7 protein-coding genes are annotated in these 13,396 nt (G+C 71.4%); 1 reads left to right on the forward strand and 6 read right to left on the reverse strand.

Annotated elements, in window-relative coordinates:
* Positions 1-7 precede the first annotated feature (7 nt).
* The 6 genes from cas6e to P2Q00_RS42875 all read right to left on the reverse strand — a co-directional run bounded on the left by cas6e (position 8) and on the right by P2Q00_RS42875 (position 8,144).
* Entirely contained in the window at positions 8-658 is a 651-nt protein-coding gene (gene cas6e / locus P2Q00_RS42850; RefSeq protein ID WP_275780181.1) for a type I-E CRISPR-associated protein Cas6/Cse3/CasE, read from the reverse strand.
* Positions 640-1,479 (reverse strand): type I-E CRISPR-associated protein Cas5/CasD, encoded by an 840-nt coding sequence (cas5e, locus tag P2Q00_RS42855; RefSeq protein ID WP_275780182.1) that lies wholly within the window; start codon positions 1,477-1,479, stop codon positions 640-642. The genes cas6e and cas5e overlap by 19 nt, the downstream gene beginning before the upstream one ends.
* Complete coding sequence (gene cas7e / locus P2Q00_RS42860; protein WP_275780183.1) at positions 1,476-2,663, reverse strand: type I-E CRISPR-associated protein Cas7/Cse4/CasC; 1,188 nt, start codon at positions 2,661-2,663, stop codon at positions 1,476-1,478. Before cas7e ends, cas5e begins: the two co-directional genes overlap by 4 nt.
* Positions 2,660-3,244, reverse strand: coding sequence for a type I-E CRISPR-associated protein Cse2/CasB (gene casB, locus P2Q00_RS42865; RefSeq protein WP_275780184.1), 585 nt, complete (start codon positions 3,242-3,244; stop codon positions 2,660-2,662). The genes cas7e and casB overlap by 4 nt, the downstream gene beginning before the upstream one ends.
* Positions 3,231-4,817, reverse strand: a complete 1,587-nt coding sequence (casA, locus tag P2Q00_RS42870; RefSeq protein ID WP_275780185.1) for a type I-E CRISPR-associated protein Cse1/CasA — start codon at positions 4,815-4,817, stop codon at positions 3,231-3,233. The genes casB and casA overlap by 14 nt, the downstream gene beginning before the upstream one ends.
* Positions 4,818-5,192: 375 nt before the next feature.
* Positions 5,193-8,144 (reverse strand): HD domain-containing protein, encoded by a 2,952-nt coding sequence (locus P2Q00_RS42875; RefSeq protein WP_275780186.1) that lies wholly within the window; start codon positions 8,142-8,144, stop codon positions 5,193-5,195.
* A gap of 3,067 nt (positions 8,145-11,211) precedes the next feature.
* On the opposite strand from P2Q00_RS42875, the gene P2Q00_RS42880 reads away from it, so the two are divergent.
* Complete coding sequence (locus tag P2Q00_RS42880; protein ID WP_275780187.1) at positions 11,212-13,377, forward strand: AfsR/SARP family transcriptional regulator; 2,166 nt, start codon at positions 11,212-11,214, stop codon at positions 13,375-13,377.
* Positions 13,378-13,396 lie beyond the last annotated feature (19 nt).

Consider the following 13,396-nt stretch of genomic DNA (forward strand, 5'->3'; position numbering starts at 1 on the left):
GTTCGGGTCAGGCGGGGGCGAGGCTGAGCAGGCCGGCGCCGTACGACTTGGCGCGGCCGATGCCGGTCAGCAGGGCGTCCGTGAGGGCGGCGGGGTCGGTGATGAGGGCGGTTCCGTCGAATTGCAGGAGGCGGTGGACAGGGCCGGGCTGGTCACGGCCGGAGCGGCGGAAGGGCTTGGGTTCGCTGGTGGTGGTGTGCAGGTGCAGGCCGGCCTGGGTCGCGCGGCGGTGCCACCAGGCGAGGGCCGCGGCGTCGTCGAGGGCGAGGACGCGGCCGTGTTTGGGCAGAGGTTGCTCGCCGGGGCCGGGCGGGCGGCGGCTGCGGGTGGAGGGGTTGGCGGTGATGCGGTAGCGGACCCGTCGGCCGGGGGTGAGGGCCCCGAGCATGGCGGTGAGGTCGCGGGTGTCGGCTTGACCGTAGTGGTGGGGCAGGGCGGTGAGGTCGGGTGAGATGCGGGTCTGCACCAGCAGCAGGCCCTGGCGGTTGCCGCGTTCGAGGCGGAAGAGCGCTCCGGCGATCTGGCGGGGGTGGGGGCCGAGGTGGTCGGGCAGCAGCCGCATGACAGTGCGGTGCAGGGCGGTGTAATCGGCCAGGTCGCGGCGGACCGTGGGGTGGGCGAGGTTGAGGCGGATGCGGGTCAGGGTGGCGGTGGGCATGGCTGCTCCAGGCGGTGGCGGTAGTCGGCCAGGGCGGGCAGGGGGTCGGCTCCGGCGTAGAGGGCGGCGGGCAGGTATTCGGTGGTGGACCACAGCGAGCGGACGGTGTGCCGGCGGCGGTGCGGGGTGAAGTCGACCGGGTTGTCGGCGAGTTCGCGGTGGGCGGTGGGGTTGGCCGGTGGGGTGTCCCACCAGAAGGTGACCGGGATGCGGTCTTCTTGCGGGCCGGGTGGGGCGGGCAGGGTGACGGGGGCGTGCTGAAGGAGGTGGGTGAGCGGGTCGGTCAGGGGCGGGGTGAGGACGAGGGGTTCGTCGGGGACGCAGGCGCGTCGGCCCAGGTAGGGGGCGAACTGGGGGTGTTCGAGGGTGTGGGCGAGATAGGTGATGAGGGCGGCGTCTCCGTGGACGGCGACGGTGAAGCAGGCGTCGGTGAGGTAGTGGCGGTGGGTGACGTGGGTGGTTTTGCCTTCGGGGCGTCGGTCTCCTTTGCTGGTGCGCAGTTGTTGGTGGCGGGGGCGGTGGCTGCCGGTGGTGTGGAAGTCGGTGTAGGGGGTGCCGGGTTGGTCGACGCGGATGGTGAAGGCCAGGTCGGTGTAACGGGGGCGGCCGGGCAGGTCGAGGGGGTCGAGGGCCTGGTGGCGGGGGCGTCCGGCGGCGGCGGCGAACATGCCGATCAGCGCGGAGCGGGTGGGGTAGGGCTGGGTGTCGCGGCGGGTGAAGGCGGTGTCGGTGCCGTACGCGCTCAGGACACCGGCCAGGCGGAGGAGCAGCCCGCACTGCGGGGCTGCGGTGGTGTCGGCCAGCGGGGCGGGCATGGTCATGCCGCCATGTAGGAGCGGGGTGTGGTGGCGGGGGCGCCGGCTGCGGTGGTGAGGGCGTCGATGAGGTCGTCGTAGCTGGTGTGGCGCTCTCCGAGGTGTTCGAGCGGTTCGGGGCCGGGGGCCTGGGTGACGTGGCCGTGGGCGATGCGGTGCCGGGTGCCGAACATCTGGGTGATGATCCCGGCGTGCTGGGACAGGGCGTGGCGGGAGGGGGCCAGGTAGCCGCCGTGGCGGTCGGCTTTGACGGGCTGGTGGAAGGCGGAGGCCAAGGAGACGGGGCGGCGGTCGCGGACGGCGTAGTGGACGGTGTCGGGCAGGGTGTGGGGAGCTGTGGAGTTCTTCTTGGCCTGCGGCAGGGTGGAGATGAACACGTCCGTGAACGCGCCGAGCAGGGCGGCGGCCTGGGAGGCGTCTGCGTCAAGATTGCGGGTCAGTTCGGTGAGGTTGACGCTGGCGTAGCGGTAGAAGACACCGGCGTTGAGGTAGCCGGTGTCCAGGTGGGCGCTGGAGGAGTCGCCGGGCTGGGCCCAGTCCTCGACGGCGGTGAAGAAGTCGGGTTGCAGATCGCTGGCGTGGGTGGTGAAGGCCCATGCCATCTGGACGGCGCCGTCGACGTGAGCGTCGGCGAGCCCGGCGAGGAAACGGCCGAAGAGGCTGATGCTGGTGGTGCGTTGGCACAGCAGGCGCACCACGTCGTCGGGGGGCAGGTAGGCGGCGGGGGTTTTCGCGGTGGACGTGGCTTCCTTGGCCATGCCCTTTTCCAGGGCGGCGCGGTGGCGGGCGCACAGGGCGGCGAGGTCGTCGAGGATGGTGGCGGCGGGTACGTAGAGCATGGCCAGGGTGCGGTCGTCGGCGTCCGGGTCGGTGGCCAGGCCTTCGGTGGTGGCGCTGCGGGGGATCTGGGCGGCGGCGAAGCGGGCGAGGTCCTCGGGCCAGTCGGCCTCTCGCAGGGCGGCGGCCAGGCGGGGAGGCAGCATGCGGGTGCGGGCGGCGGGTTCGCCCAGGAGGGTCTCCAGCTCGTGCCGGTCGGCGCGTTTGGCGCACTGGCTGGAGATGGCTCCGCGCTGGGTGTTACCGATCATGAGGGATTTGGGTTCGTTGTACTCGCCGCGGTTGAGGCAGGAGGCGGGGATGTCCTGGAGGATGTGCAGGTCGACATAGCGGGCGAGGCGGGGGATGGTCATGTGCTGCTCGTTTCCGGTGTGTTGGGCTGGGTGGCCGCGGGTGGGGCGGGGGCTGTCAGGTAGAAGGCGTCCTGCCAGCGGGTGGCGATGCTGAGGCGGTTGCTGCTCCAGTAGGTGAGGTCGGCCAGCAAGACGGCAAAGTCGGGCGGGCAGCCGGCGCCCAGCAGTTGGCGGGTCAGGCCGGGCAGGCGCCGGTGGAGCAGGTCCTCGGAGAGGCGGATGAGGACGTGCAGTTCCTTCTCGTAGGGGCCGTCGGTGCGTCCTTGTGCGGCGCGGGCCAGGGTGGCGCCGAGGTTGGGTCGGGATCGCCAGGCGACGGGCTGGTCGGGGTCCGGGGCGGGGGTGATGGGGCGGCGGTCGGGGCGTTCGTGGGCGATGAGGCAGGCGAGGGTGTAGTGGGCTCGCCGGTCGGGTTGTTTGTGGGTGAGGCGGCTGAGACAGGGGTGGAGGCGCTGGCAGTGGTCGACGGGTTTGCCGCGGCCGTCCTCGAGAGCGGAGCGGATCTCCGGGGTGGTGCACAGGTCGCGGACGGCGGCGACGTAGGCGTCGCAGTGGGCGCGGTAGTCGTCACGGCTGGGCATGGCGGGCTGCTTTCGTGCGGCGGGCGGCGGGAGTTGCTGCGGCGGTGAGGGCGCGGACGGCGCGGGCCAGGGCGGGGCCGGCCATGCGGTGGCGGGCCAGGTCCGGGCGGACGGCCTGGCGCAGCGCGTCTGTGGCGGTGCGGGCGAAGACCGGATAGGGCTCGCTCGCCTCGTCGGGGTTCTGGTGGACGAGGTTCCAGAACGCCTGCTCGGCGCGCGGCCAGTACAGGGCCAGTGCCTCGCGCGCCCACCGGCTGGGCTTCTGGCCGCGGCGCGGGGCGGGCGGTGTCCCGCCCGTGGGGGTTTGGGTTTCGTTCCAGGCGGTGTTGGCGTGGGTGCGCAGGAGGGCGGCCAGGTGTTCGGCGGCCTGGCGGCAGGCGGCGATCCGGCGGGCGGCGGGCGGATCGTGTTCTTCGGCCCAGTTCCATAGAGGTGGGGTCAGGGCGGTGTACCAGATGCTGTTGGTGGTGCGGCCGTCCTGGTCGAAGCCGCACACCCGTACCCGCAGCCGGGCCCGGACGGCATCGGGCAGGTCGTTGAGGGTGTCGAAGACGGCGGGCCGGCGCTGGGTGTTGTTCTCGTCGCCGGCCAGCAGCAGGGCGTCCAGGTCGCGCCACAGGGCGCGGTCGGCGTCGGCGCGGCGGGGTGTGTCGCGTTGTTCGGCCTTGGCCCGGGTGTGGGTGTCGATGATGAGGCAGGGGTCGGTGGCCGGGTAGGCGGGGTGCTGGGCGGCCCAGGTGAGGTAGGAGTTGGTGGCGGCGCTGCCGTCGGCGTTGGGGATCAGCAGTACGGCGTGGCGGGAGCGGCCGGTCAGCAGGCGTTTGGGCCAGGTCACCGGGGGCGGGGGGTTGACGGGGTCGGGGGGGTCGGGCTCCTGCCAGGGGCAGGCGTCCGGGGGGCGCTGGGGGCCGCCGCGGTAGGGGAACTGGTGCAGCAGGAGCGTCTCGAGGAGGGTGGCGCCCTGGGGGTGGAAGGAGAGGGTGGAGCGCAGTGGCCCGGCGGTGGCCCGGCCGCTGGTGTGGGGGCCGGCGCTGCGGGTGGTGCAGCGGCCCGCGGCACCGTAGTAGTGCTGGATGAGCAGGTGCCAGAAGGCCTCGTCGCTGGGCAGAGGGTGGGGGGCGGTGTCGGTGTGGACGCTGAGCCAGGAGAGGTTGTTGCCCGCGGGCCGGCCGAAGACGAGTTTGTTGATGCCGGAGGTCTTCGTGCACTGCTCGGCCAGGCGCGGGTCCTGCAGAAGAGGGCGGTGCGGGTCGTAGAGGTCCCAGGTGGAGGCGTCGCAGTAGTCGTGGACGTCCTGGGGTTTCAGCCCGCGGCCGCTGGTGAGCAGGCCCCTTCGCCGTTCGTGCCATTCATCCAGTGACAGGTTCGTATCGTCCAGGCCAGTGAGCTCGGCGGTGATGGCGGTCAGCATCCGCAGCAGTGCGGAATGCGCGGGCGGCAGGGGCAGCGCCAGGTCGTCGATGCGGTGGGCCTGCAGGAGTACCTCGCGCAGTCCGAGCGCCTGGTACCGCCCGGCCACCTGCACCGGGATGCAGGGACGCAGGTCGACGGGGTAGGCCGGTAAAGCGGGCATGGAAGGGGCTCTCCTTCCCGTGACAGCGGCAGGCCGCAGGCCCGCGGCGCGGGAGGATCGGTGTGGACAAGACGTTCAGTCGCTGCACACGGCAGGCGATGTGCAGCGCGGCAGAAGCCGGTGCAGGCCGTGCCTGCCTCAGGTGTCTTTCACTGAAGCACTCCCGCCCAAAGGCGCATCCGTTATGGGGGATTCAGCCCGCGATGCCGACCCGGGGGTGTATAAATGCCCGCGCGTGAGGGCCAGGCCGGGCACCCATGTGGGGGCGCGTGCCGGCAGCGGCCAGAAGCCACCGCGTGTACGCCGGCGTACAGCTCCCGGTGAACGGTCCTACGAATGAGCGGCGTTGGCGCGCGCGAGAACGGGAGGACAAGATCAGAGCGGCGTCTCGTCGTGGATGAGGCCGAGGTCGGGGTCGAGGTGCAGGACGTGCCGACCGAAGCGGACGGGCCCGGGGGCGGCGGCGTCGTGGGTCAGCAGGGTCAGGTCCGCCAGCAGCGCATGCTGGCGCCAGGATTCAGGCAGCCACACCGGGGCGTCGGCGACCCAGTCCTCGGGGACGTCCAGGGTGTGTTCGAGGATCGTGCGGACGGCGGGCGCGGAGAGCCGGGGACTGTCGGGCAGGGGGTGGGTGCCGGCCGGGTCCAGGTACAGCGAGCCGTCCGGCCGGCGGTAGCAGGCCAGCAGGCGTCGGGGGCGGGAGCCCTCCCGGGTGGGCGCAGCACCGGCGGTGGTGGGCCGGCGGTAGAGGTCAGCCAGGGAGCCGGTGCGGGCGGGCGGCGGCACGGCTTGTTCCTGCCCCAGGTGTTCGTGGCCCGTCAGTTCGGCCTGGTAGGCGGTGTGCAGGTCGGCCAGCGTGTCGGGGATGCCGGTGCTGACGGCCTCCAGCAGGCCGGGGAGCTGGGCGGGCAGGTCGAGGCTGCGGTCGGGCGGGTGGGCCAGCAGGTGTGCGGCGGCATGCAGTTCGAAGGCCGGCTCGCCCCTCCCCCACCAGTGCGGGAATTCCGTTCGGCCGTCAACGACCGGGTCCAGTACGGTCAGTTGCGGTCCGCGCTGCAGGATCCAGTCGGGCCTGCGGCGGTCCGTGCCGCGTTCTTCGCGCCACAGTCGTTCGAAGCGCCACAGCCGGCCGGCCCGTTGCAGCAGTCGGCCCAGCGACGCCAGATCGCTGATCATGAGATCGCAGTCGAGGTCCAGGCTCATGTCGAGCAGGCTGGTGGTGACCACGACCAGCCGCTCGGGGCGCGTCCCGGCCGGGCCGAGCCAGGCGCGTACCCGCCGGGTGACCGCCTCGCGCTGATGGCCGGGAAATCTGGCGTGCAGCAGCACCAGCTCCTCCCGGGGGCGGGGCCAGGGCATACGGGCGACGTGACGGAAGGTGTCCTGGGCGTCGGCGACGGTGGCGCACACCACGATCACGACCCCGCCGTGTGCCAGCACGGGGCGGATCTCCCCGGCAATGTGGTGCAGCCGCTCCCCGGCGGCGACGGTCCGTTCGCCGGTGCCGAGCCGGACCGCTCGTACCGGCTGGCGCCGCACGGTCAGCCGGCGGCGGGTGGCCTGGGCGTGGGCGGCGGCCCGGGCGGGCTCGATCCGGGTGATCGCACCGTCGCGGGCGGCGGCGAACAGCCAGCCCGGGTAAGGCACCTCCACCTCCAAACCGTCCAGTTGGCCGGGCCGCAGTCCCGCACCGGCCAGATAGGCGTGCACCAGTTCCCGGACCACCGGCGGGGCCAGCGTGGCCGACAGCAGCACGACCGGCGTACCCACCGCCGCCAGCCAGTGCAGGAGCCGCGCGGTCAGGCGCCGCATGTAGGGGGTGGCGACGTGAATTTCGTCGAGGATGACGGTGCGCCCGGACAGGGCCAGCATCCGCAGTGCGGCGTAGCGCACCGGAAGGACGGCCATCAGCGCCTGGTCGACGGTAGCGACGGTGAACTGGGCCAGCAGCGCCCTGTCCCAGCCGCGCAGGAACGGGTCCGGGACGGTGACGCGGTGCCCGGGGCGGCCAGCGGTGTCCTGGTGTGCGTCGAAGTACTCGTCCAGGGTGAGCTGGCCGGCCGATTCCAGCAGCCGCTGGTCGGACCAGGCGGCGCTGCGCCAGCTGCGGCTGTGCACCAGTGACACCGGGGCCCGCGCTGGCTTGTGCGCGGCCACATAGTCCACCAGGGTGTCGTAGGCGGCGTCCGCGATGGCCGTGGTGGGCTGCAGCACGGCCATCCCCCGGGTCCCGCAATGGGTGTTGAAGATCCGGGCGGCCTCCTGCCCCGTGATCGTCTTGCCGGCGCCAGTGGAGTCGGTGACCACCAGGATGCCCGCCCCCTGCTCCCGCACCACCGGCTCGAGCTGCGCGAGGATCGAGGCCTGCAGCCGGTTCGGGCCGCCTGTGCGCGGATGAGCCTGAGTGAAGGGCACTGCGGACAGGTCGACCCGTTCGAGCCCGGACGCGGTCACCACCTCGGCGGCCCACCCCTCCTCGGCATCCGCGCCCGCCGGGCGGCGGGTGCGGATCCAGTGGTCCAGCGCGCCCTCGGCCGGTGCCATTGCCCGTGGCATCCACACATGAGGCTGGCTCACCAGCCGGTCCGCGACCATGATCAGCCCCGACAGCAGGACCGCCGCCTCGGCGGACACCCTGGGCGGCGGCGTGCCGGCGCCCGTGAGATAGCGGATCTGGGCGAGATAGCGGCGGCGCAGGTCCTGCCACAACGGGCCGCCGAGATCGAGACTTACCCGCTCGACACTGGCGGCTCCGCGCAGGTCTACTTGCAGGAAGCGGCCGTGATGGGCGCCGAGGATCTGGGCTGCGCGCACCGCCGGACTGGTGTTGCCTCCCAGCCGGTAGCCGAGGCCGGCCAGGAGCTCAACGGCGGTGTGCATGGAGGCACGTTCGTGCCGCATCAGCCGCCACGGCCCCACGTCCGCGCGCAGTTCATCGCTGAGCTGCGCCCACGCTCCCGGCTCGCACATCTGGAACCGGCTCGCCTTGCCGATGTCGTGGCCGCCGGCCAGGAACATGGCCTCGCGCCGTGCCGCGGCCGGCTCCAGGCCAAGCCCCCGGCAGATCACCCGGCGCTGCGCGCGGGTCAGGTACCGGTCCCACAACTCCCCCATCACCGCGGCCGCATCCAGCAGATGGAACAGCAACGGATAGGCCAGGCCGTAGAGCAGGCTGTACTTGCCCCACGGCTTCAGGTCCAGGCCGCCAGCCCTGCTGTCCTCGACCACGCCCATCCAGCCCGCCCCTCCCCCGCCGTCCCAGGCCAGGACAGCAGCCAGGACGGCGCCCTTGCCATCCCCCACACCGGTGAATCGCGCCCTGACCATGCCGAACGCAGCAGCCGCACCCCCACGGCTTCCGCCCTGTCGGCAGGCCGCCTGGGGCAACGATCCAGCGATGAGCGACGGTTGGTCTCATCAGTTGCCGCGCCACCACAACGACGCACGGCCCATCACGGCGTCCACCAGCCGCTCGTCACTTCGAGCGGCTGAGACGACGCGAGCAAGCGTCCCCGGGCCCCCATGCCTGCACGCTCTCCTCACCAGGCAGCGCAAAGCGCGCGTGAGACGGCTCCGGCGATCAGCAGGCACCGGGCCGCAGCGTGTTCTGCCCGACTAACGCCGCCTTCACCGATAACACCGCACACACCCGTCACGAGGTATACCGTCACGGTACGACGCTCCTTCGCCCGAGGCAGTCTCCCGCCCAGGCCCGGTTGTCCGCTGACCAGTTCAGCCCGTGGGGGTCACACCGTCTTCTCCACCACACCCGCACCACCAACCCTCCGCTCCCCACACACCGCCCCCGCTGAAACCGAACCCCCCTTCCAGACACACCAGAACCACAGACCAGCAAGGGTGCCCTTCCTGCCAGTGGGGGTCAGTTCTGGTACGACAGACGGTCGAGGCAGCACGTGCCAGGCGCTCCCCAGGCGTGGGGTTTTCCCCGCCGCTTCACCGAGAACGGCGGCACCATCAAGTCCCGTCCCCAGGCGCGTGGGGGTCCGTCCCTGCGGGCATGGTTGACCGCGCGGTCCCATGAGTACTTCCCACGCGCGTGGGGGTTTCTCACACGACAACCCACCGACCGACCCGGGCAAGGAGCCCCGTCCCCAGGCGTGGGGGTCTCTCCGCCTCCAGCCATGCGCAGAAGGGTTACCTGGCGTCCCTCCCCAAGCGTGGGGGTCTCTCCCCGTAGTGCACCAGACGGCCGTTGGTCGAGGAGTCCCGTCCCACCGTCCCCAGACGTAGGAGTCTCTCCTTCCCATGGGGCAGCAGGACCGTACTGACGAAGCGCGCTCGACGATGCCTTGGCAGCGAGGGCGTGCGTTCCCCACCCGTGGGGGTCTGTCCGCCTATGTCTCCTCGGTCGGCATCGGAACCTGAGCCCTCCCCATACGCCTTCGGGAGTCCGCGGGAGCACTCCCGAAGGCGCAGCCGCCGGGAGCGTCTTGGCAGCTCCCTCCCGCCAACGGCAGGAGCCGTCACACGACGTCCCGCAAACTCCCTCACTCCGGAACGAAGAATAGTAAAATCCTCCCCAGTCAGAAGCAGCCGCCCTGGTCAACAAGGGTCCCGTCCCCAGGCGTGGGGGTCTCTCCTTCCCATGGGGCAGCAGGTCCGTACTGACGAAGTGCGCTCCCTGCCTGGGGGTCTATCGGTGCGCTCGACGATGCCTTTGGCAGCGAGGGCGTGCGTTTCCCCAACCGTGGGGGTCAGTCGCGCGGTTTCGGCCCATGGGCGCGGATCTACCGCCGCTATCCCCATTCCCAGGCGTGGGGGTCTCTCCGACCTTGCGCGGGCCGGGCTCAAGCGCCGTACGTCCCGTCCCCAGGCGTGGGGGTCTGTCCGGCGCCTACCTGTCCGCCCTCAAGCCCCATCTACTCCCTCCCCACCCGTGGGGGTCTATCGCGGACAAGACGGTTGTGGGCCCGGGTCGACAGGTACGTTCCCTACCCGTGGGGGTCTATCGAAGGTCCGCCCGGCGAACATCGCGCCGTGGTCGTGCATTCCCCACCCGCGTGGGGGTCTCTCCGAACGACCGAGCACCCCGGGCGTGTTGCGCAGGTCCCGTCCCCGGGCGTGGGGGTCCATCCTCGTTGGCCCGCATCGGGGCGAATTGGACGACGGCCAGTCCCCACGCGTGGGGGTCCATCCTCCCGCTCGGCGATGCTCCACAGGCATTCCGCGGCAGCCGCCCCCACGTCCATGCCACCTCCGCTGCATGTACCGGCAGCCAGCCTGCCTGTACACGCCCGGGCGCCCCCCACAACCTCAGTCCACGTACGGGATCGAAGAAGAACCCCTCACACTCATGCAAACACAAGTAAAATCGCCTCCACACGGCAACAGCCGTGCAGGTCACCAAGGGGCCAGTCCCCATGCGTGGGGGTCCATCCATCAACTCCCAGCTCGGCAGCGCGGTCACGGCGGCCAGTCCCCATGCGTGGGGGTCCATCCGAACGCCCGGCCGGAGTGAGCCGCAGGACATGGGCCAGTCCCCATGCGTGGGGGTCCATCCCCACCGCTGAGAGCGGGGCTCCATCAGTTCCGGGCCAGTCCCCACGCGTGGGGGTCCATCCGCCTCCAGCACCGTCTGCTCAAGGCCGCCCGCGGCCAGTCCCCACGCGTCAGGGTCCATCCCTCACGGTGGATTTCCTCCCGCGACTTGAGGCATCCAGGTCCCATGCGTGAGGGTCCATCCTGCGCCTTGCTGACGTGCTGTCTCTGGCCGTCGTCCAGTCCCCACTCGTGGAGGTCTCTCCATCTGCCTGCGCGGCTTCGAACCGCACGAGGAGTCCCGTCCCCATGCGTGGGGTCCGTCCACACCTCTCACTTCGATATGGATGGACACACACTCACATCGGTAAAACGGCAGGTCAGCAACCACTCTACCTATCGGGAATCGCGTGAAAATGTCCTGCTGTTTCGCGGAAATGTGTCCACCCTCCCCAAGAGGCCAACCACACCATGGCCACAGGTCAAAGCAGAATTTCAGTCGGACACTTTCACGCGAACTGTTTGGACAGTTTTGTGCGAGTCATCACCCACCGCCCAGACATCCCAGGACCGTGACCAGAGTGATGAAGCTGGCAGCCACGAGACCACTCCCCCGGCCACCCACCATCCCGACGGCACACAGACACCGGGCAACAACACAGGCGATGCACAGGCCCCCGCACCCAGCCAGACCGCCACGCCCGCACCCCGTTCGTCAGCCCCCAGCGCGCCGGCCAGTCGCCCTGCCGAGCAGCCCGGGCAGAATCAGGCATCGCCCTCGGCAGCGGCCTCCTCGACCCCGGCGCCCAGCGTCAGCGCGTCGCCGTCTGCCGCCTCCCTGTCGGCGTCAGCTGAAGCGTCCGGTTCCGGTGCTGCCTCCTCCCCCGCCCCGACGGTGTCCGAGACCCCGGCGACGGCTCCGGCCAGCAGTCCACTGAACCTGCGCACCGTTCTCGGTGCCGGCGCGCTGCTGGCGGCCGCCATCACCGGTGCTCTTGCCCTGCGCCGTACGCTGCAGCGCCGCCGCCGCAAGCCCGGCGAGAAGATCGCCATCGCGTCGGAGACATCCGCGGCCGAGGCCCAGTTGGCGGCGGCCGCCGAGCCGGGCGGCGCTGCCCGCCTGGACGTCGCTTTGCGGACGCTGGCCCACCAGGCGGCACAGGACGAGGACGCGATCCTGCCGCCGCTGCGGGCTGCCCGGATCGGCACCCGCGCGGTGGAGGTGCTGCCCGAGGATCTCACCGCGGACCCTGCGGCGCCCTTCGCGGCCGGGAAGGGCGGATGGTGGGCCCTGCCCTCCGATGCCGCCCTCCTGGACGAGGAGGCCGCACGCGAGGTGCCGGCGCCGTATCCGGGGCTGGTCACGATCGGCAGCACCGAGACGGGCGACCTGCTGCTACTCAACCTCGCGCAGCTGCCCGCGCTGCTGCTGGACGGCAACCCGCTCCACATCACCGAGGTATGCACCTCGCTCGCCCTGGAACTCGCAATGAGCCCATGGGCAAGCGAAGTCGAGGTCGTCACCGTGGGATTCGGCGAGGACCTGCCGCAGCTGCTGCCCACCGCCCGGATCGCCCACATGCGGCAGGCCGCCCACGCCCTGCGCGATCTGAGCGAACGGCTGCTGGAAGCGCACCAGATGCCCGAAACCGAGCACCAGCCGTACCTGCTGCTGTGCGCGTCGTCTCTGGACGCGGACACGGCCTGGCAGTTCACCGATGCCATCGACAAGGCGGGCACGGTGCCCGTCACTCTGATCGCCCCCGCGAGTACGGCGGCCGCGCACTTCCCCGAGGCGGAGATCCTCAACGCCTCCCTCCACGAACCGCAGAACCTCGACTACACCGGCGTCGACATCACGGTGCAGCGCCTGGAACACGCCGCCTACCTCCAGATCACCACGGCGTTGAAGGTGTCCGGGCAGCCGGCCCACCCGGCCGAAGGCCCCTGGCAGAACGTCCCCGACGAGCCCGACCACATGAAACAGCCCAAGCAGACCGCTCCGGAGGAGCAGACCGCGTCCGCCGCCGTCCCGAGCGTCTCGCTGGCGGCACCCTCCGACGCGGGCAGCGGCGTGTTCCCGGCGCTGCTGACCGCTAGCGCTGATCCGTCCGGCCTGCGGCTCCTGCCCACCGCCACGCCTTCAACTCCGGCTGGCGGCGATCCCGGCCCGGGCACCGAGGCAGTGCCTGCGCCCCCGGCTGCAGCTGAGACCACCGAAGGCGCCGAAGCCCCGGAGGCCGACGCCCACGAGGCCTCGCTCGAGGAACGCGAAGGGCCTGAGGCGGAGGAATGCGAGGCGCATGACCTGCACGCGCCGGAGATCAGAGTGTTGGGCCCGGTCGAGGTGACCGGCGTGGACAGCACCGGCCACGGCCCGCGGATGGCACAGCTCGCCGCATTGCTCTTCTTCCGGCCCGGCCGGAGTGCAGACGTGCTGTGCTCCGACATGGATCCCGTCAGCCCCTGGTCCTCCAGCACCCTCAACGCCCGCTTGCAGGGCCTGCGTCGCTCACTGGGCAACGATCCCGCCGGCAACCCCTACGTACGGCGCCGCAGTTCCGGTGAGGACCCCTATCAGCTCGCCCCCGGGGTGCGCTGCGACTGGAGCCGCTTCCTGCAACTCGTCGAACGCGCTCTCCCCTTGGGGCCCTCCGGCTTGACCGATCTGGAGAAGGCACTCACCTTGGTGCGCGGCCGGCCGTTCGGCGGCAAGGCGCTGCCCTGGGCTGAGCCGTACCAGCAGGAAATGGTCACGCGCATCATCGACGTGGCACACACGGTGGCCACCCACCGCACGCCTGCAGGCCCGCACCACGACCTCAGCACCGCCCGCCAGGCCGTCGCGACCGGCCTCGACGTCGACGACACCGCCGAGCTCCTGTATCGGGACTGGCTCCGGATCGAGTATGCGGCCGGAAACCGGCAGGGATTCCACATGGCCATCTCCCGCGTCCAACAGGTCAACCGCGCGCTCGACTGTTCACTTGAGATGGAGACCTCACAGCTCATCAACGAGTTGCTCAATGGGTCCGTTCGCTCGGGCCGGAAGGCTCAGTAGCTGACCGCCAAGAGGACGC

The organism is Streptomyces coacervatus, assembly GCF_029223485.1.
GTDB lineage: Bacteria > Actinomycetota > Actinomycetes > Streptomycetales > Streptomycetaceae > Streptomyces > Streptomyces coacervatus.